Source organism: Paenibacillus sp. ALE2, from assembly GCF_054113385.1.
On sequence record NZ_CM134213.1, the window covers coordinates 221971 to 244506 of the forward strand.

Sequence of the window (22536 nt, forward strand, 5' to 3'; positions counted from 1 at the left end):
GAATGAAACGCACGTTAATGGGATACTTTGGACAGGCTAGACACACTACCCGCAATGGTCTTGATTATTTTGTGATACCTCTCCAACATAGAGTGAACATAGGAAGATTCCAGCAAAGCGGTATTCCACCTCAGGGAACAGGTCAGTCCGGTTGTTAATCTCACAACAGACAGTTGCAGTGCTGCTGGTTCTGAGGGATATACACGTAATCCCACTTCCCCTACCACAGGTAAAGAGCTCGTGCAGTCCTCTTCGCAAAAGATGACGTTAAAACGGGTGGAATTCTCCGCCCCGCTCTTCAATACATTAGGGTCCAGCAGCAAATGAAACGGATATAAAACGGCTTGAAGTGCGGCTTGATACTTGTCCTTCACTTTGTCTAGCAAAGGATTAAACGACGAAAGCCCCTCCATTGAAACTCTGACTGGCACAGGATGCTGGATACGTAAAGATGTTTCGCTCCCCTGCACCGGATGTCCCTCGGGATGAACGACATGGATCAAAAGCTCCTCCGCTTGCGTCAATTGCCGCAGCAGCAGGAAATAACAGGCGAATAAAATGTCCGTAACACTACTATCATGACTGGAGGCAAAAGTGTGCAGAGCTTCGGCCTCCTGTGTGGCGAGGGTCAACTCGACGGAATCCCACTCAGACGTTGCAGAAGCATCTTCTCCCCGCTTGAACGGCAACCCGATTTGAGGAAGCGGATTTCGTAAAGCTTCGGTCCAGTACGATTTTTGCGGCTCCAAATATCCTTCCTGCAACAACTGATGCTGCCAATAGGTAAAGTCAATCTGCGGTATGGGCTGAAACGTGTGGACTGCATCCACTACTGAATCCGTAACAGCGGCGGAATAGCGGATAAACAGTCGTTCCAGCCACCCTTTCATGTCCAGACATTCCATTAGTAATGGATGAACAGCCACGATCAATTGGCACCGTTCGTTGTTGTCACACCCCAAGCGCACCCGATACAGCGGCCCTTGTCGTGGCTCAAACGGGTTACGATACTCGTCAGCCACACTAGAATCCGCCCAAGAAGCCGCATCCTCCTCTATGACATCCGTGAATGTGTAATCCAACGGAAGATGTGTCTTCACCTGCTGAGTCGGCTCGGAGGTCTCTTCCCTGAAGATTATTCTGAGCGTACTGTGTTCGGCTTGCAGTTCTTCCAATACCCTGACAAATAACGTCTGATCCACCTTGCCTGTCCACGCTGCACGAACGATCACATGAGGAGTTGATCCCCGATGTCGCCATAACTGCTTTTGGTAAAAAGATAAAGGATACCACTCAGTCACTGGTGGAGGGCAAATCGGAGGAATCGCAAAAGTGGAGTCCTTTGCTCGTCGTTTCCGCTTCATGTTGTCCGCTTCCTCAGGTGAAAAAATCCGGTACTCCGCCAAAGCTTGTTCAGGCTGGTCCAGAATCTGGTCGATCAGGCTGAGCAAGTGTCCTGCAAGTGTAGTGATTGTCTGTTGGTGAAACAACCGGGAATAATACTCAAAGGTGCAATTTAGCTCTCCCTGCATCCCTTGAAAAATGTCGAGCTTCAAATCCATGGTTGAGCTGTGTTTGGCCCAGTCCACCATGTCCAGCGTCACATCTCCCATCGTAAATTGGGTCCTCTGCATCCCCTGATTATGTAAAATAAGCATGGTGTCAAAAATAGGGTTGCGCGAAAGATCACGTTTCTGATCCAGGTGCTCCACCATCTTTTCAAATGGATAATCCTGATGATCATACGCAGCTATAGTCCGATGAGCCACCTCCTTTAAAAAGTCTGTAAAGCAGCGCTCTCCTGCCGGAGTATTACGAATAGGCAAATAGTTCGTAAAAAGACCTATCGTATGCTCTACCCCCGTATAACGTCTTCCAGCAATGAGAGAACCTACAATGACATCCTCCTGCCCTGTGTATTGATACAGCAGCACATTGTATACAGCCAGAAGCGTCATATATAGTGTAGCCCCGTGTTCTTGTCCCAGGGCTCGCAAGCGGTCAGCAGCTACCTTGTCAATCGTGAACGAATACATGCCCCCTTCAAAAGACATCACAGGCGGCCGTGGATAATCACTGGGCAGATTCAGAATCGGTAGTCCTGCCTCCCGCCCTTCCGTTAACGTCTTCAGCCAAAATTTCTCCTGTTGGAGCATCTGCTCGCTGTGCAGAAAAGCATTTTGCCATACTGCATAGTCCTTATACTGAATACGTAGCGGTGGCAAGCTCTGCCCGCTATAAAGACTGGTAAATTCCCGAATGAGGATTTCCATGGAAACACCATCTGAAACAATATGATGCATGTCAAACATCAGCAAATGCTTGTCCTCTTCATCACGCTGATCCGTTAATCGCAGCAAGCATACACGAAGTAAAGGCGCCTCTCCCAAGGAAAACGGCTGTACAAATTCTTCCATCAGCTTTTGCACATCGGCTTCTTCTGAAGCCACTCCCAGTGATATCGCAAGCTCAGCTTCCGGAAGAACAATTTGCACAATTTCATCCTCTGCGACATCAAACACTGTCCGAAAGGATTCATGACGATGAATGATCGCAGCAAATGCGTCTTTTAAGCGCTCCACGTCCAAACGCCCAGTGATCATAGCCGCTCCGGGCATGTTGTAGCTCAAATTATCTTCTGCCAGCTGCTTCAGAATAAACTGACGCCGCTGTGCGTTGGATACGGGGTAAAATGCTTGTGGAGACACTGGTTCAATAGACGGGTAATCCGTTGTTTCTCCTCCTGAAACAAGCTTGGCAATCTCACGAATACAAGGGTGTCCAAACAAATCAACCAATGTAATTCTCGTGTGGAACACCTGACTGATGGCTGTAATCAGATCCGTAGCCAGCAGTGAGTCTCCACCCAATTCGAAGAAATCAGCATCTATAGACAGCTCGTCAATACCCAAAATCCGTCCCCAAATGCGTGCCAGCCTGTCTTCCGTTTCCGTCGGAACATACCCATCACGAAAGGAAACACGTACTTCGTTATAGGCTGGCAACTGTTCGTTACGACCACGGCTTCGACGTTCGATCGGCGGCTCTACCCAGTAGCGCTGCTTGTCCCAGGCGTATGTAGGCAAAGGAACTTTGGCACATCCGTCTGCCGAATAATCCTCCAACCAGCGTCTGTTCTCTCCGTTAACATATCGCCGGGCAATCATTCGTGCATCTGTATCCAGCGTCATTTCTGCCAGGGGCAGGGGCTCGCTATATATAGTGCAAAAAATCCCCTGTTGCTCCAGCCCTGTTCCATCCTGACAGACCAATGCGTTATAAGCCTGGCGCAGCTTTGAGCAAAGACTGATCCGATCCGAAACTGGAATTGCCAATCGATAAGCATGATGCTCTCTGCCCGTGTTCAGGACATAACAGATATTTTCCAAAGACGGAATATCGTCACTCTCCAAAAAATCAATATATCGGGCAGTCAATCTTCGCAGTGAATCCTCACTATATGCCGAAAGCGTAAATACTCGTTCCTCACTGCAGGGTACATCGGAGGACGATGATAATGAGGGCCTGCTGACCGGATACTCCTCCAGCACCACGTGACAATTTGTACCGCTTAATCCCCATGAACTGATACCCGCTCTCAGCGGAATCCCGTCCTCACTTCGCCAATCAGCTAGCTTTGTATGAATATAGACCGGAGAACTATGCAAGTTCATCAACGGATTGGGATACGCAAAATGCAGGGTAGGCGGAAGTTTTTTATGCTGTAAAGCCAGAATCATTTTAATTAGCCCTGCCATGCCCGAGGCCGAATCCAGATGACCGATATTGCTTTTGACTGAGCCGATTCCACAAAATTGTCTTTTTTGCGTATACCTGCGAAAAGCATTTGTAATCCCTTTGATTTCAATCGGATCTCCAATTTTGGTCCCTGTTCCATGAGCCTCAATGTAAGAGATCGTCGACGGATCAATGCCTGCACGCTTCCAAGCCTCTACAATCACTTCTTCCTGGGCTCGGGCATTCGGGGATGCCAATCCGTTGGAAGCACCATCCTGATTGATAGCACTTGCTTTAATCACCGAGTAAATATAATCGTGATCCTTCTCAGCTTGTTCCAATGGCTTGATTAGAACAACGCCACAACCTTCACCCCATCCCGTACCATCGGCATCAGCGTCGAAGCTGCGTGATTGTCCTTGCGACGAGGTGATCCCAAGCCCTCCCGGTTCCAATCTGGTGGGTAAAGCGCCAATGGCTACTCCGCCCACCAAAGCCATACTGCAATCTCCAGCAAGCAATCCTTCACATGCAAGATGCAAAGCGACAAGAGAGGAAGAGCAGGCGGTCGCTACACTGAGTGCAGGCCCAGATAGATTCAAGGCATAAGCCAGACGGCTTGCGATCACGGGCGGAAAATTCCCGACAAAAGCGGTGGATGAATCACTTTCGATCAGCTCCTTGTACCTCGCTTCACTATAGCCGACATATACGCCCACCCGTGAGCCACGGATACGTTCTCCGCCATAACCTGCATCCTCAATGGCCTCATAACCGGTTTCCATAAACATACGCTGCTGCGGGTCCATATATTTGGCTTCCCCTGGGAGGATATTAAAGAATGCAGCGTCAAACGTATCAATTTCGTCTAGATAACCTGCTGGCATATACGGCCCTTGATTGTGTTCATCCAAAAAAGGTCGGATCTGCTCCAAACGTGAGCTTGGAAACATTCGTATCCCATTCAGACCATGAACCAGATTGTTCCAATATTGCTCCTTGGTATCTGCCTGCGGGAATCGTCCAGCTACGCCGATGATGGCTATATCCCTGTTGCGGTTTATCCCCTCGTGGACTGCAGACGATGCCGCAGCTTTGAGCTGAACTTGATATTGCTTGATCAGAGAATACGCATGCTCTTCAGATAATTCCTGTTTGGCTACAAGCTGCAAAATGGCTTCAACAAACGTATCCCTCATATGCTTTCATATCCTTTCATAGCTTCATCCACTGAAATAGCGTCCTCCTTTACCCGCTTGATCAGACTCCGCAAATCCTCATCCGCATGGTCAAGGTCAGAAGCTTTGACCGATGATTGCGGGCCTTCGGTTATCACTTCTCTCGTACTGGCAGCAAGCCTGCCTTCTATAAATTGCGCCAGCTGTGAAACTGTACCGTATGAGAACAGGTCTCCGGCCTCCACTTCAGGATCAACCCGTTCATTCAGAAGACTCAGCACTTTTAAAATAAGCAGGGAATCCCCACCAATTTCAAAAAAATGTTGACTCACATCAATTTCCTCGTATCCCAGCACCTCGGCCCAAATTTGAGCAATCTGCTGTTCCAATTCTGTGTAGGGTTCTGTCGGTTTCCCTTTCAGACTGACCTTCACATCTGTCACCAAACGGTTAGGCTTGACGAATGACGGAGCTCCTACCTCCTTAGTGGATTGCGGTACAGCTCGATGTCGATCCGTCAGCATATCCGGTGCAAGCTGAATTTTCATCATCGGCGCCCATTCACGGAGCTTCTGTGTATCAAACTTGCCGATGGCCACTTGATCCAGCGGACAAGACAAGCTCATGTGGAAAGCAACCAGTGCATCCGGTACAGGCATATAATCCATGCAGCCTGGTCCTGTAAGTCCCTCCCATGCGTACCAGTTGATTGCCAACGTCGTTTGCCCCCGCATGTTCCGCTGTGCGCTGAAGGCATCCATAAAAGTGTTGGCAGCCGCATAATCCCCACCGCCAGCTCCGCCCCATAGCGAAGCTACCGAAGAGAAGAGAACGAAGAAATCTGTCTCTCGCTCAGCTAGAAGCTTATCCAGTACTAACGTGCCATGAATTTTGGGGCAAAGTACCTTCCCAAAGTCATCCTTATTCTGAACTTCCAGCGGACGGCTGGTATCGCCGCTAGCTGCTGCGCAATGAACCACTCCTTTAATGGGGCCAAAACGAGCTTGCACATCTTCAAAAATCAGCTGCACCTGCCTAAAATCAGACACATCTCCCGCGTAGTAATGGACCTGTGAGCCGTGTTTCTCCATCTCTACAAAGGCTGACAACTTACGATAAGTTGCAGCATCAGCTTGTCTTTCCACCGGATCATGTATAATTTGTGACCAATGCTCTTTTTCCGGCAGCTCTGTCCGATTCAGAATGACCAGATGGATCGGGGCTTGCTGGGACAAATACCGGCAGACCTCAAGTCCCAAGCCTCCTGCACCACCAGTCACGATATACACCGCACCCGGACGAATGGTGACGGAACGCCGAGCTGGAATATTCGGATGATTCCGAGTATCCGGGGTGCTTACCATGTCCGATTCCAGACGGGCCATGCCTTGGATATATCGTTCCTGACGGATGACAACGAACGAATCTGTTTTATTTTCTTGCAGCTCGGTCATGATCAGATCCGCAACTTGCTCCCTCGTGTGGTGGATCGTATCAACATCCAGTCCGAAACATTGCAATTGTGGATGCTCCTGAGAAATAACCTTCACTAAACCGTGAATCGCAGATTTTTCAGGTGATATATACTGTTCATCCGAAATCCGCTGTGTAAAGTTCGAGACCACTCGCAAATCGAGCGTTTCATGTAAACCCTGATGCAGTAATGCTTTTGTCAGAAAATAAAGGCTATAGACACCTGACTCCAAAGCAACATCAACAGTTTCAATATTGACTGGAGTTGAAGGGGGATCTGTGCAGGTCCAGAGATGAACGATACCGTTCAAGCGCTGATTCCGTTGTCTCAGTTCACTCATGAGTTGAAGGTAATCTGCTTCTACACCCGCCCGGATGGTGTATTGATGATGGCTCTGTTTTTCAAACATTTGCCCCGTCTCTACGATCACCACCTGATGACCAGAATGCGTCAAGCGAAGCGCCAGCTCGTCACCAATTCCCAGCTTGTCTTTAAAGATTAGCCAGTTTCCCTGAACTAGTGCACCTTCTCTTGTCTTCTTCAGTTCTTTTGGAGTCCAGCGAACACGGTACATTAAATCTTCGATTGTACTCACCTGTGCTTGTTCACTCATTCGACCGATAATCAGTGCGTTCTCAGCCTTAGTACGGTTTGGCAAACGCACAGGGAAGGTCCGTACTTCCGTGAATTGCTCTTCCTTCAACAACTGCTCCCATGTTTCCGTCGGAACCAGTGGAGAATCCTTTCGTATATCCTGATCTTCGAACAGCCACCATCCCTCTGTCATTCCCCAAACGAGATTTTCCGCAGGCTCGTTCTGCACCTTTTCGATCATAAACAGGGCTCCACCAGGGGCAAGTACCTTTTTCAACTGGGACAAGGAGGTTCGCAAACGGCTCGTGGCATGAATCACATTCAGACCAATAATGATATCAAACTGTTCCGGCACAAAGCCTTGCGCCAAAGGATCTTCTTCAATATTAAAAGTTTGATATTGAACAAACGGATAGGCTGCAAACTGCTTTTGTGCTTCCAAAATGATGCCTCGTCCCAAATCGGTATAGCAATACTCCACTTGGAGACCTGCTATGGCTGGAAAAAGGACCTTACCCACCGTTCCCGAGCCAGCCCCGACTTCCAGAATGCGGAGTCGTTTTCCCGCTTGTGCTAAAATATGCTGCTTTAATGCGTCCAGCGCCATCGTCTCACACAGATCGCCCAGGGTACGTCCCTGATTGGCAAAGCCCGCCAGAAATTGCGGTGTGCCATCGGGAAACAATACACTCAAAGGCGATCTTTTCCCCGTTAACACAGCCGGATAGGCGTCCAGACAATACTTCAACACCTTGAAGGTTCCAGCAAATGCCGGATATTGCTCGATGTATTGGGTACATAACACCGACAGGTCGGGAACAGACTGTTCAACGGTCAGCATGATATTTTCACCGTCCAAGCGTACGTGGCCCTGCTTCTCTACGAAACGCAGCATGAACCGGAAGAGACGCTGATATGTGGAGGTGATCCCTATCGTATGCAGCATTTCAGACTCTTTGTATACTTTTCCAGGTTCTGTGAGCGTCCCCCATTGCCTGAATAGTTCGATGATAAGCTGGGCCGCAAATTCATCAACCGCCTCTTTATATCCCTGGACTACCGCGAATCCGCTCTCCTCCAATAACCGTTCACCGAATTGAAAAACCATCTCGGTAGCCTGCCAGAAATCGGGAGCTCCCTTCTGCGTGTCAGCGATCAATTCCGCACTGGCTGGTACATCCGGTGATTGCTGAACTTTAGGTTCAACCCAGTAGCGCTTCTCTTCAAACGGGTAGCCTGGAAGAGGGACACGCACCCGGTTCTGTCCGCGATAATAGTCATCCCACTCCAGCTCACTGCCCTGCATATAAGCCTCCACCAAACGTTCCAGTGATTCCGCAGGCTGGACTCTGTACGGCGCTGGATTTCCCCCTGTTTTGCCTATCGTATTTACGTATATTCGTTCGCGATCTAGTAATATGGAAGCCGCATTTTGATCGCCCTGCTCTGCAAACAGCTTGAGTTTACGCTGTAATTCTTCCTGCGAGCTGACGACGGTAGCCAAACGATAAGCATCGTTTCCACGACTGATATTGGTGCAGTAACAAATGTCTGCCAAAGCTTCGTGGTTATTTCCCAAATAAGCCGCAAACCTCTCGGCATAAGCGTAGAGCGCTTGTTCGGTCCGGGCAGACAAAGTGAACAAATATTCTTCGCCCGGAGGCGGAGCTTCTCTTTGGAGCGTATATTCCTCCAATACAACATGGCAGTTCGTTCCGCTCAGACCAAATGAGCTTACACCTGCACGACGAATCCCGCATTCAGGCATCCATTCCTGAAGTGACGGAGCGACATAAACCGGAGAATTGACAAAATCAATATGCGGGTTAGGCACTTTAAAATGAAGGGATGCTGGAATCTGGCGTTTGGTCATGGCCAGCACTGCCTTCATAAACCCGGCAATCCCTGCTGCTGAATCCAGATGCCCGATATTGCTCTTGACCGATCCTACCGCACAGAACTGTTTACGATTTGTATAACGTCCAAAAGCCCGCGCAATGCCTTCCATTTCAATAGGATCGCCTAGCTTGGTGCCTGTTCCATGTGTCTCGATATATGAAATTGTCTCTGGATCAATCACCGCGCGCTTCCAGGCTTCCTCAATCACATCAGCCTGCGCAGCGGCATTAGGAGCGGTCATTCCGTTGGATCGCCCATCCGAGTTAGCCGCGCTTCCTTTGATCACTGCGTAAATATAATCACCATCAGCCACGGCCTGCTCCAGTGACTTGAGTACAACAGCACCTACTCCTTCGCCACCACCTGTACCGTCCGCCGATGCGTCGTACGCTTTCGTCTTGCCATCAGGCGCTGCGATTCCCATGTTGAAGAGATTTTCATCTACCATCGACAGGTACAGATTGACACCGCCAGCCACGGCCATTTCGCAGCTACCAGACGTGATCTCCTGTACCGCATGATGCACAGCCATGAGTGAAGAGGAACAGGCCGTGTTAATGACCTCTGCCGGGCCAGTCCAATTAAAGACATAAGCAATCCTTCCGGCAATCACAGCTTGTAAATTCCCCGGTATAGCAGAGGGCTCAATCTGTGGCATCAGGTCCAAATATTGCGGTGTACCTGTTCCTACAAATACTCCCGTCTTCGATCCGTACACCGCTTTTTCCGAGTATCCCGCATTCATCATTGCTTCCCAAACAACTTGTAACAGCAGGCGCTGCTGCGGGTCCATCATTCGTGCTTCATTAGGAGCTATATGGAAAAACGATGCATCGAAGCCATCAATTCGCTCCAGATATGCCCCTTGCGGCAACGACCCTAACTGTCCAGCTACATTATCTGAACCATGAACTATATCCTGTAACCGATGAGTTGGAATGTCGCGAACAGCATCCACTTCACGACACAGATTGTCCCAGAAGGCATCGCAACTGTCCGCCATGGGAAATCGACAAGCCATACCAATCACAGCAACATCACCGTGTCTTCCCTTGGCTCCAAGCTCAGCCCTGTGGATATGTTGCCGTCTTGTATCCATTTCGCGAAGGGGTTTGATAGGTTTCTCCACACCGCCGGACTGAATGATTTGGGCCTGCATCGCGATCGTATGATGTGTAAAAAGCTGCGGAATGGTCAGCTGAGTCTTCAGTAAATGGTGGATTCTGCTTTGCAGTCGCATGATAGACAACGAGTTGCCCCCTGCTTCAAAAAAACTGTCCTCCACACTAACGGCAGGCACGGACAGCAACTTCTTCCAGATATCCGCCAGTTGTTCCTCCAACTCATTACGTGGTGCCACATATGCACGAGTATGGACTACTCCAATCCGTTGCAAAGGCAGCTCCTTTTTATCCACTTTGCCATTTACCGTGACAGGCATGGACTCCAGACAAACTACATGTGCCGGAACCATATAGTCCGGTACATATTGCTTCAGGTACAATTGGATGTCATTGGTTCCTAACGGAGATGCTTTAGAGGTCTTCAGCCTTTTCAATGTATAAAAGGCTGCAAGCTCCTCGGTGTGCTCTGATCCATGCGGAATGACCACAGCCTCTTTGATGGACGGATGACTTCTGAGAATAGTCTCAATCTCCCCCAGTTCCACACGCATCCCTCGGATTTTAACCTGGTCATCCGACCTGCCGACAAACTCCAGATTACCGTCTGGCAACCATCTCACCAGATCGCCTGTTTTATACATCCGCTCTGCTTGGGTTCCAAACGGGTTCGGCACAAAGCGTTCGTCCGTCAAGCGTGGATTGTATAAGTATCCTTGCGCCAATCCAGCTCCAGCGATGAACAGCTCTCCAATCGCCCCAAAGGGCAGCAAGCGTTGCTGTGGATCTAGAACATACACCTGATAATTTAATAGCGGCTTGCCTATGGGTAGAGTTGCCCGTTGCTCTACAGGTTGGCATTCATACAAAGTCGTATTAATAGCCGCTTCTGTCGGGCCGTAAATGTTAAACAGCTTGTCTATGTTCAGCTTATCGCGTAATTGCTGTACCAGTTGCCCGCTACAAACCTCACCTGCCATGATGATAAAAGCAAAGGGATGCTCAATATCCGGTGCCTGCTCCAACAGCACTTCCATTAGTGAAGGTACGGTATTTAACACATTAATCCGTTCCTTCCGTACCAATCCCCAAAAGGCGCTTGGATCTGTCTTGGCTTCTTTTGGAACCAGATACAGTGTCCCTCCGGTAGCTAAAGGCAAAAAAATCTGCTGCACAGAAGGATCGAATGTGAATGGAGCCATCAAAATATGTCTCAATTGTTCATGGAAATCATAGCTGTGTTTCAGCCCAGCCAATTGATTAACAATATGTCGATGCTCTATCATCACGCCTTTGGGCGTTCCAGTCGAGCCTGATGTATATATGACATACGCCATATGATCAGGTCTGCCTTGAACTGGCAGATTGGACGTCTCGCCTGTATAGAAGGCGGGATTGGACAGATCAAGCACTGTTCCTTGAAAAGGATGGGCATCCACATACTGTGGCGGTGAGATCAGCAACTCCATCCGACTATCCGTAAAAAGCTGCTGTACCCGCTCTGCTGGAAACGCCGGATCTATCGGACAATACGCCCCTCCTGCCTTTAGTACCGCCAGGATTGCCACGATAATCTCCACCGTCGGCTCAGTCATGATGCCGACAATATCATCTGGACCCACTCCATGACGTTGTAAAGCACGGGCAAGTTGATTGGCTCTTGCATTTAGCTCTCTGTAACTAATGCAATATTCTGCTTCGACTACAGCAGCTTGCTCAGGCGTTTGTACCACCTGTTCTTCGAACAACTGATGCAGCATATTCACATCCGTCAGTTCTACAGCCGTCTGATTTAAGCCCTTTACTAGAAGCTCTCGTTGCTGTGGAGCCAGCATATCTGCCGCATCATCCTCCAGAGAAACCGCTGATTTCTTAGGCCATTGAGCCAGAACATACAGCAAGTTGGCAGCAAAGGATTCAAGCAAGGACATCGAGTACACCTCAGGTCGATAAACGAGTTGCAGTATCCGACCTTCTTCTTCGTTCGGTACAAGCTTGATTATCAGATCGAATCGATCCAGGTCATCAACCGCCGTTTGTAATCCCTCATCCACACATGCCAGTTGCCACAGTTCTTGCAGCTCTCTCCCATGAAGAGATGTCCACTTGTCATAGAGAAGGGACAAAGAATTGGCCTGATGGTTCAATGTTCGGGAAAACTCGGCCTTCATGTCTTCGTTAAGCCCACGCCACGTTCGACTTCCTTGAACCCGAGGCTTGAGAAAAAGCAGACTCCCTGGCTCGGATTGGGCCTGTACAAGCGTCGTCGTGCCAATACATATATCTTCTGACTGCGAATAGCGATGAAGCAGCCCAGACAGCGCCGTCAAGAACAAAATAAAACGTCCCAGTTCCGAGCCTTTCGACATTTGATCCAGTTGGCGGATTGTCTCCCTGGGAATAACCCGTTCTAGCGTTTCTCTGCGTGCTCCCGGTTGATAGTTAGACTTGCTTTTGCTTACAGGCAATAATTCCCGCGGCAGATCTTGAGACCATTTTTTCATCCAATATTCTTCAATGATCCGGTCTTTCAGATGCGTACTCTTGTCCATACACACTCCCCTCTCTGTCAACCGTTCCCGGCCTTCATGAGCTGACGAATCCACATGATCTTTAATTGGTGGACTACTTGATTAATTCACTATTCAAAATACTCAGTCTCTCCTCAAAAGGAGGATGCACGTGCTTCAATTCTTTCTCCCATTCCGCCTTGCAGCTGCAATCCAGATGCTCCAGAACGCTTGGATCAAGAGTGTGATTATACTCCTTCAACGCCTCCATCACTCGATCACTGCATTGCGGGCAATTGTAAGGCACCCCGACAGGAGAAGGATAAAATTGGAACAATCCGACGATGATCTTCCCCAAATGCGCCGTCCGTTTTACCACCTCAACGATGCTCCAGAGCCATGCCGGTTTATAGGCCTCTTGATCACTTAAATACTGAACCAGTGTATAATCCTGTACGGTACAGCTTTCCAGTGAAACAGTCGTCGTACCGATCTCAAAAGCATGTTCAATCGTTTGTACGGCATGCTCGATAGCCTCTTGTTCCGTAATAAAAGGCGGCTTCAGCAACACATAGCTGCGTAAATTTAGCTCCTGAGTCACCAAGCGGGCGGCCTTGTCAAATTGTTTTAATGAAAAGCCCTTGTTTATGCATACATACCGCAAAAAATCATCAATCATTTCAAGTCCCATGGCGACTTCCACATGCTTATCCGGTAAAAGGCGCTTAATTTCCGCCATATTTTCCTTCGTTACAAACTCGGGTCTGGTTTCAATAACCAGCATTTTGATTTCGGGCTTTTCCCCAACCATGCGTATGATCTCCCACAATGCTTCAGCTGGAACTTCATTGTCGTTGAGGATGGAGCCGTTATTATACAGATTGAGTAAAGGATATTTGGTAAAATCAATCCGATTGAACTCCTTCCGAAATTGCTCCAAATAATAATGGGCGGATAGAGGGCCGTCTTTGCGCGTTTGCTTGGCTAAATGACCGCACATGGTGCAGCCGTTTCCATTTTTCAGAGCCCACTCGCATCCGTTCGACATTAAATACATGACTGCGCGTTGGTAGTTTTTCCCTTGAAAGTTTTCCTCACGAATATCCGTTTCTGTCGCTACTTTGTCCAAATGATACTGTTCATCCGGAATTTTGGCGTGAATTTCCTTCATTAAATTAGCAATGAGTCGGTAATAGTGGGCAGTTTCCTTCGTAGTCATCCATTGATAGGAATCCATTTGTTCCCAGTCCTTCGGCTTTCTCATCTTCATACACCCCTTTTCAAAGTATCCGGGCTATAATCAAATTCAATCGCCCAGACCTCTTGCAGTCCCTTTTCCATCTCCGTCAAGGAGTGAATATCCTGAATAGCACAATCTCTTTCTGTAACCATCAGCCTGAGCAAAGCGACATAACGTTCACATAAGAGTTCTATTGTCGATGTTTCATATATTGAAGGCTGATACAACATTTGGATGGCTGTTTGCTCCATTTGATGAATACTCACTAGAAGTGAATAATCCGTTACGCTATGCCCGGCAAAGGATTCCAAGGTCAATTCACTTTGTCGATTGATCTCCAGCGGATAATTTTCAATCACGAGCAATGTATCAAATAGAGGCTCTGTGCTTCTGAAATTTCCGTAAGACTGTATATCCACAAGCGGTGTTGTTTCGTAAGGCTGCCTCGCTATACTCGCTTGCTGAACATCGAGCAGCGCTTGTTGCAGCGTATCGCTATTCCCAGACTGCAACCGCATAGGAACCGTGTTCATCAGAAGACCTACCATTCGTTCAATTCCAGGCAAGCTGCTGGAGCGGCCAGATACTGTTGTGCCGAAAAGCACGTCTTGCCGACCGCTAACCCTTTGTAGCAGAACGCCCCAAGCCGCTGTAAAAAGGGTACCTATCGTTACCGATTCTTCCTTCGCGACAACTTCCAACTCACTCACCAGATCTGGCGGCAATATATACGATTCGCAAGCCGTATCGCTTATTTTTGGGGCAGAAGTGGTATTAAGCAGGTACAGGGGCTGAGCTTCATATCCAGCCAGATAAGCTTGCCAAAATGCCTTGCTTCCGCTCTTATCCTGCTTTCCAAGCCATTTCACGTACTCTCGGAAATGCGGCTTGCTTATCTTTTCCGGTTCTCGGCCTGCACGCAGCGTATGATATGCGCGGATAAACTCACCCAGCACAATGCCATTACTCCAGCCATCCATCACGATATGATGGTTGCTGACCATCATGATATGACGATCATGCATTAGCCTAAACACTGTAATCCGCAGTAGTGGACCCTCGGACAGGTCAAATCCTACAGCACGGTCCGCCGCGCGCAGTTCCTGTATTATCGTCTCTTGCTCCATCTCCTCCATTTCTGTGAGGTCATGGAAAGCGAAAGATAGTACGCGTCCTTTTAGGATAATCTGAACCGGGTTCTGGATCTTTTCCCAGCGGAATACGCTTCTCAGCACTTCATGCTGTTGAATCGTCCATTTCCACGCCTCACAGCAGACAGACAGATCAAGTTGGCCACGTAGCGTGTAGCTGTATTGTTCAAAATAAGCTCCTGTGTCCTTGTCCCGCAAATAGTGGTAGAGCATCCCTTCCTGCATGGGAGTCAAACCAATAACATCCTCCACACGTGTTTTGTTCAATGGACGGTGGCTCATGGTTGTTCCCCCTTACATTTGAATGATAGTGCCAATCCCATATGCGAATAGTCCCTCTTGCGGGTGACGGATAAACGGTTCTCGACAGCCTGTTGGGTCTACAAATTCCTGAAAGGACGGATAACTTTGTTTCACTTCGTCCCAAAAAACACCAACATCGTATCCTCTTCCCCACGTCTCAGGTCGCATGCTGATATCATGAAAAGCAATCATGCCGCCCGGTGCCACCAGCTCTTGATACATGCGGAAATCCGAACTCACACCACCGTAGGAATGATCTCCATCAATAAATAGAAGGTCAATCTGGCGATTTCCCAGAACCTTTTTCAAATCCTGTTTGGTCGAGCAGTGAAATGAACGATCGCGAATAAAAGAAAACTGCTGTTTCGCGCTGCCGAAACTGGAGTAAAGCTGCACCTCATTGTCATCCTGACCACCTCCATACGGTCCACCCGGATAATCAATACTGACGAGCAGGGCTTCCGGGTCGGCCAGTTGGCTTAAGCAATAAAATACGCCGCCGCTGGCTGTTCCTATCTCAACGACTGTTTTAGGCTTTTGGCGCTTCACGACCTCCAGAAAACGACGCAGCTCATAGGGATTCTGAATGGCTGGAAAAACAGGTACATGCTCAGCGACCTGCTCCAAAATAGCTCTTAACCGGATGGATTGCGGACTGGTTACATCCTCTTTAAGATTTTCCGGGGAAAGAAGTTCAAACAACTCGGGCACGATAACCTTAGCCAAGAGTCCTTCTACATCAGGTTCATCTTCCCCGCCCACTAACCAGGCTTCCGGCAACTTAGGAAGCTTGTCCTCTGGATTCTCTCCTTTTTCAATGGCTGCTTTGAAGTGACTCGCCTGCTCCCGTGTTAGCTTCACATACCCAGGCTTCCACGCATGAATGAGCAGAAAATCACCTTTCACCTTGATATGATCCAAGCCAAACTTGTGCACCCATGGCAGATCGTTGTATCGCTTTTGCAAATAATAATTTAAGGGGCCTGTCGGAAGAATTCGTAAATGGTCCAATCTGTTACTCATGCTCTCACCTCGTCCTCGTTGAAATCCATCCCGACATTACGCAAAAATGAGCCGGTATGGGAATGCACACAGGCTGCAACCTGCTCAGGGGTTCCAGCCACCACCAGCTGTCCACCTCTGGTCCCTCCTTCGGGACCAAGATCCAACACATAATCTGCCGTTTTGATCAAATGTAGATTATGTTCAATGATGAGGACGGTATTACCCTCATCTACGAGCTGTTGAAGGATGGTTAGCAGGCGCTGGATGTCGTCAGGATGCAAGCCTGTGGTCGGTTCATCCAAGATGTATAACTGGCTGCGCACCTTTTTTAACTGACCTAGCTCCTCCACCAGCTTAATACGCTGGGCTTCCCCGCCAGATAATGTCGTTGCAGACTGACCCAGCTTCATATAACCAAGACCCAGTTGGTTCATAAGCTTCAGCTTGCTGTAAATAACAGGCTGGTCAGCAAAGAAAACTGCAGCTTCTTCAATACTCATCTCCAATACATCCGCAATATTCTTCTCTTGATATGTAATGGCCAGTATATCTTCGCTGTAGCGTCTGCCCCGGCACGTCTCGCACATCATTTCAACGTCAGACATAAACTGCATTTCAGTGACGATCACCCCGAGTCCTGAACAAACTTCACAGCGTCCACCCGGTGAATTGAAGCTAAAATGTGCATCCTTCCGTTGCAGCTGTCTGGCTCTTTCAGTCCTGGCAAACAACTTACGGATAGCGTCAAACACCCCCACATAGGTAGCCGGAGTGGATCGCGATGTTCGTCCAATTGGCTTCTGATCGATACAAATCACCTGATCAATCGACGCTTCTCCTTTCATCTCTACATCGTGCTTCAGATATGCAGGCTTACCATCCAGATGAGCACGCAATTTTTCATAAATAACGTTATGAACCAGCGTGGTTTTCCCTGATCCGGATACCCCTGTGACACAAACCAAGCAACCGAGCGGTATACGTATGTTCAGGTTCTGCAGATTATTTTCCCTCGCTCCCAGCACCTCCAGATACTTCCCGTCACGAGCTTTTCTCCGCCTTGAGGGCAACGGAATGCCTCGCCGGCCGGCCAAATATTGTCCCGTCAAAGAATTGGGATTGCTCATGACTTGTTCCACCGTCCCCTGTGCCACAATTTCACCACCGAGCGCTCCTGCACCAGGTCCAATATCCACAAGATAATCCGCTTGGGCCATAATCTCTTCATCATGTTCGACGACCAAGATGGTGTTTCCCAAATCCCGTAGCCTGTGAAGCATGGCTATCATTTTGCCGGTATCCTTCGGGTGCAATCCGACACTGGGTTCATCCAAAATGTAGATCATCCCCATCAGTCCTGAACTTAGTTGAGTGGTCAAGCGTACGCGCTGCGATTCACCACCCGAGAGCATCGTCACCGGACGGTTCAGACTTAAGTAGTCCAGTCCCATGTCGAGCAGCAACGCCAGACGAGTCTTCATTTCCTGTAAAATAGGCTGTGCGACAGCCGCAAGACTCTGGAAAAATCGGGGGGCCGTTCGCAGTAGTTCATCGCAGTATGCATGTAGCTCAACTAACGGCATATTCGAAAAATCACGGATCGTTTGATCCCCTACACGATACAGAAGACGTTCTGCCTTCAAACGGGCTCCTCCGCAGCTCGGACACACTTGTTCTATCATGACTTCCTTATCTTCCGCTTTCATGGCGCTCATTTCGTCCTTGGCATTAGCGTTGAAGCGCTCATAAATGAGATTCACAATGCCCGCAAATTTTTCATGCATTGGCTTGCCACCTGTAGCAGGATTCTCAATGGCAATCTTTTCCCCTTGAGTACCGTATAGCACAGCGTATAACGCCTCATTCGGCAGATCCTTTACCGCCGTATTCAGGTCAAAATGATACCGGGTCGCCAGTCCCTCTAAAATTTTTCGATTTTTATGAAATTTCTCTTTCTCGCATTGCCAGCCAAGCAGGTGGATCGCTCCTTCGGCCACACTTTTGGATCGATCAGGAATCACACGTTCGAGATTCACTTCATAATGTGTGCCAAGTCCTGTACATGTCGGACAAGCACCCAGAGGACTATTGGATGAAAAAGCTCCTGCCGAGATTTCACTGACCATCATTCCGCAACGGCAACACCCGGAGTTTGGAGTACATGCAGATCGTTTATCGACCATAGGTCGAATTTGCATCCATCCGTCTCCCACATCCAGCGCCTTGTCTACCAGAACTTGAATATCTTTGACTTGCTCCACGGAATTTGAAATCGTCACTCGACCAACCAGTACCTCCAGCCGGTTGTACTCTTTTCCTAGGTGTACTACCTGTGGAGACATGCTGGAGAACAAAACTTCTGCTTGCTGTACATCCAGCAATTTTTGGTTCCAATTTAACTGGGTATAGCCCTTTTTTCGTATTTCCTTCAGCAACGCTACAGGCCCGCCATGTGGCATGGAAAGAATTGGCGCATATACATCAATAGATGTATCAGATGGATATTGGAGCACCTGCTCTGTGATTTTCTTTCTGCTTTGAACAGGCAATGCTTCCTGGCAATAGGGACAAACGGCCTGACTTGTTCGTGAAAACAATAACCGCACATAAGAAGAAAGCTCGGTCAATGTTCCCACCGTAGACCTTGGGTTCCGCGACAACGTCTTTTGCTCCATCGCAATTGCCGGAGACAGTCCTTCGATCAAGTCCACATCCGCATCTTCCGTTTTTCGCAAGCCCATTCGCTCATATGCGGACAGCGACTCCATTAAGCGTCGCCGTCCTTCTGCATATAGTGTATTGAACACTAGTGACGATTTCCCTGAGCCGCTTACTCCCGTGAAGACGACCAATTGATCACGCGGAATCCGCAAAGAGATATTTTTCAGGTTATGCTGTCTGGCGCCTTTGACAACAATGTAGTTTTGCATGTTTAAGCCCACACTTTTTTATAAATTTGAATGGATTGGTTATGAGCCACTAACTTCAGCACTCAGTACTTCCAGCTCCTTCATCTGTCCCATTTCCATCTTCAGCAGGCGGTCTGCGGTATGAAAATAATGGTCATCATGCGTGATGGCGAACACAATTTTGCCTGCCGCCTTCATTTCAGGCAGAAGTGTATGATAAAAGAACTTTCGGAACTCTGGATCTTGATCCGCAGCCCATTCGTCAAACAAATATACAGGTCGATTCTCCAGATAACAGATCAATAGCGCAAGCCGCTTCCGCTGGCCGCCAGAAAGCTTGAGCGTGCTGAAATATCCATCCTTAACCGTTACTTTATCCTCCAATCCCAGCCTTTTCAGATAACGCTCAATGTCAGATTGCTTTTCCTTATAATCAATGTCGTACAAACGCTCAAACAAATGGAAATCAGAGAACACGGTGGAGAAATACTCGCCCGAGGTACGTGGGTCAATGACTTCTCCATTGATCGTGATGTTTCCCGTTTGTGGCGGGTAAAGAGCGGTCATTAGCTTGGCAAGCGTTGTTTTACCACTGCCGTTGCCGCCTGTAATAAAAATGATCTGTCCTTTAGCGGCCTCCAGTGTAATAGGTCCGACCACAAAGCTGGACTCTCCAGTCACGTTGCTGTACTCAAAGCTAAGATTGTGAAAACCAATGCGTTCCACAGCAACCTCTTCATCTACCCCACTCGCAGTATCATGTACTTCTCCACTGTCATTAGTTGGCATTTCCGCAATAAAGGTTTTAATTCTTCGCCATGAGGTCCGAATCTGGAACAACTCCGGCACAGCCTGCAACAAGCCGTTGATCGGTCCAATCAAATAAAGAAACACGACAACAAATTGAATTAATGTATAATCCTTTATGTTCGGGAAAATCGTCGGGAACACAAAGGTTACTACACCTAAAATTAAAATCAGCAGCGTTTCGCCCAGCACCAGCGCATTGGTAAATTTAATACGGGACACCGAGCGTTTTTGCCGATACTGTTCACAGCTATCCTGAATATCGCTCCCGAACTCCGCCTTTTTGCGACCATGCATACTAAGCTCTTTAAAGCCTTTGAGCATGTGATCGATAAATCCCAAATATACGTTTTGAGTATCCCTCGCCTCTTCCCAATAACGGTTAGCTGTACCGCTGACAAGGCTATAAAATGCGGCAATCACCGCAATCACGACCAGTGAGAGAATTGTTCCCCAAAACGAAATCGTACCGAGATAAACAAAGCAGCAGATGACAGTCAGCAAGCTGGTTGCGAATCCGACCGCCACATTAGCCGAGAAACCGACCATCTCCGTATCATTATTTAAAGTGGCTAAAATTTTGCCATTGTCCATGCGCTCTAATTTGTCATAAGAGCTGTGTAGCACTCGTTGAATGAGTTCCATCCGTTTTCGATAAATCATGTTATAGGTGATCTTCACTAATTTGGTTTCAATCAGCTTGCGGCCGAAAATATATACTGCCAGCGCCAGCCCGAAATAATACAGCAGGTATTTGAGCGGAATCTCGCTGCCAATCGAGAAATTGACGATAAAAATGACAAAGGCATTCGCCGCACCGCTCAGCAAGCTCATCATCACCAATAAAGGAAGCGAGCGTTTAGTTTCATCTGCATTAGGGAAAAGCGTACCCAGCACCAAGTAGACAAAGCTCAAGAGCAATCCTAGGCCCAAGGCCCCAATCGCAAACGGAAAGCTAAACGGAGACCAGACAATCGCGGTTGTCCAGGAAACCCCCTGCATCGCAGTAGGAACCAAATAAACTCCATACAAAAACGGTGTACTGCAAAGTAAAAACACCAGCCATGTGAGCAGCTTTTTTGGATTTAAAGACTTATAAACACGTTGTTTACGGATGATGTCCCGTACAACTGTAATTAGCAGAACTCCTACAGCCAGCACATAACATGCCAGCATAATCGTAATGACGGACCATGCATTATCTGTTTTCTGATCCGCTTCATATGGAGACACAGGTTGACGATCTCGTAAAATATCCATCAGGCCGTGACCCGTAATATACGTTAAAGTGGTACCGTTATTCGCCATGATCCCTACAGCGAGCTGATCTTGAGGGCGAAAAACCATATATGCAGAAAAATTCGGATTTAAACCCGCCTTCGACACCTCTCCATTTCCGCTTTGATAATCAGCCCAGCCCATAGCATAAGACGACATATCAAACTTGCTGGGAGCTACAGTGCGGTCAGGCGCATGCGTTTCCATAATTAATGGAGTCATGGGAGATTTCAGGCTGCCCAGTTGATACTTGAGCCAGGTAGCGAGGTCATTACCGTCCATCATGATATAACCAGCAGGACGATTTCCCCTAAAGACAGGGGATTGATATTCACGTGCTTGAAAAAAGCCGTTCTTGTAGCCTGTTGCCAGTGTGGGTGCGGCTTCTGTGGGGTAAAGAGTGGTCTTATGCAGACCCAATGGCTGAAAAATATGGGCCTTCATATAATCTTCGTAAGGCTGCCCTGTGACCTTTTGAATGACAGCTCCCACGATGGCATAGTTAATGGTGGCATATTCAAAGCGTTCGCCAGGACGGTTATGTAATTCTAAGCCATTCACATTCCTCACGACCTGTTCGAGTGAATCGACGCGGTTGGAGATCGGAATGTCGGTAATCGTATACCATGGAATGCCGCTGGAGTGGTGTAGCAACTGTCGTAGTGTAATCTCGACATTTTGGTGTTTGTACTTGGCTTGGAACCATGGAAAATACTTCGAAACAGGATCATCCAGCTTCAACAAACCCTGCTGCTGTAGCTGCAGTACGGCAAGTGCTGTGAATCCTTTAGAACAAGAGGCAATTTCAAAGCTTGTCTCAGGTGTAACAGGAGCTTGCTTGTCCACATTTGCATACCCAAAACTTTTGAGGTAAGCCGTTTCTTTTCCCCGAACCACCACTACTGTCATTCCGGGGATATGACCTTCCTGCATTTTCTCATGAATAAATGCTTCTAGACGTTGAGTCGTGGCTTGATCCAAACCTGCTGCGGCTTCCGCGTGATTAGGCAGAATACATGCTGCCACTAAAGCGAAAATCAGAATAACCGCTGCCATTTTTCTCATGATCATCTTTTTACATTCCATAATCGCTCCAGCTTTCTTTGTAATATGTAATCAAAGCATGCTTGACCAATATATGTAAGACTAATTATCTAGTAATTATATAAAAACACTAGGATAAATAGTATTCAAAATGAAGCATTCAATATGGCGTATAAATATGCGTAATTTTATATTTATTTTATGGATATTTAAGCAATTTATAATGAATATATATTAAATAGGAATGGGTTTATGTGACGAAAAATCGGGAGATTACCAGGTATT

Annotated in this window: 7 protein-coding genes; all 7 read right to left on the minus strand. The window is 48.0% G+C overall.

The genetic code is table 11. The features are described from left to right. Nucleotides 1–14: 14 nt before the first annotated feature. Entirely contained in the window at nucleotides 15–4937 is a 4923-nt protein-coding gene (locus ACXHJ1_RS00940) for a condensation domain-containing protein (RefSeq protein ID WP_457905420.1), read from the minus strand. Continuing rightward, nucleotides 4934–12556 carry an amino acid adenylation domain-containing protein gene (locus ACXHJ1_RS00945; protein WP_457905421.1) on the minus strand — a complete coding sequence of 2541 codons (7623 nt, stop codon included), beginning with the start codon at nucleotides 12554–12556 and terminating at the stop codon, nucleotides 4934–4936. The genes ACXHJ1_RS00940 and ACXHJ1_RS00945 overlap by 4 nt, the downstream gene beginning before the upstream one ends. A 73-nt stretch (nucleotides 12557–12629) precedes the next feature. Continuing rightward, on the minus strand, nucleotides 12630–13778 hold the full coding sequence (locus ACXHJ1_RS00950; RefSeq protein ID WP_016821281.1) for an archaeosine biosynthesis radical SAM protein RaSEA: 1149 nt from the start codon (nucleotides 13776–13778) through the stop codon (nucleotides 12630–12632). Nucleotides 13779–13780: 2 nt separating this feature from the next. Further along, entirely contained in the window at nucleotides 13781–15187 is a 1407-nt protein-coding gene (locus ACXHJ1_RS00955) for a condensation domain-containing protein (RefSeq protein ID WP_457905422.1), read from the minus strand. A gap of 12 nt (nucleotides 15188–15199) precedes the next feature. After that, nucleotides 15200–16231 (minus strand): class I SAM-dependent methyltransferase, encoded by a 1032-nt coding sequence (locus tag ACXHJ1_RS00960; RefSeq protein ID WP_457905423.1) that lies wholly within the window; start codon nucleotides 16229–16231, stop codon nucleotides 15200–15202. Further along, nucleotides 16228–19143 (minus strand): excinuclease ABC subunit UvrA, encoded by a 2916-nt coding sequence (gene uvrA / locus ACXHJ1_RS00965; RefSeq protein WP_457905424.1) that lies wholly within the window; start codon nucleotides 19141–19143, stop codon nucleotides 16228–16230. Before uvrA ends, ACXHJ1_RS00960 begins: the two co-directional genes overlap by 4 nt. A gap of 39 nt (nucleotides 19144–19182) precedes the next feature. Further along, complete coding sequence (locus ACXHJ1_RS00970; RefSeq protein WP_457905425.1) at nucleotides 19183–22278, minus strand: cyclic peptide export ABC transporter; 3096 nt, start codon at nucleotides 22276–22278, stop codon at nucleotides 19183–19185. Between the last annotated feature and the right edge of the window lie 258 nt (nucleotides 22279–22536).

Coding starts and splice junctions, on each gene's coding strand:
- ACXHJ1_RS00960 (WP_457905423.1), bottom strand. CDS start 16,231: ATGAGTAACAGATTGGACCATTTACGAATTCTTCCGACAGGCCCCTTA.
- ACXHJ1_RS00955 (WP_457905422.1), bottom strand. CDS start 15,187: ATGAGCCACCGTCCATTGAACAAAACACGTGTGGAGGATGTTATTGGT.
- ACXHJ1_RS00940 (WP_457905420.1), bottom strand. CDS start 4,937: ATGAGGGATACGTTTGTTGAAGCCATTTTGCAGCTTGTAGCCAAACAG.
- ACXHJ1_RS00950 (WP_016821281.1), bottom strand. CDS start 13,778: ATGAGAAAGCCGAAGGACTGGGAACAAATGGATTCCTATCAATGGATG.
- ACXHJ1_RS00945 (WP_457905421.1), bottom strand. CDS start 12,556: ATGGACAAGAGTACGCATCTGAAAGACCGGATCATTGAAGAATATTGG.
- ACXHJ1_RS00970 (WP_457905425.1), bottom strand. CDS start 22,278: ATGATCATGAGAAAAATGGCAGCGGTTATTCTGATTTTCGCTTTAGTG.
- uvrA (WP_457905424.1), bottom strand. CDS start 19,143: ATGCAAAACTACATTGTTGTCAAAGGCGCCAGACAGCATAACCTGAAA.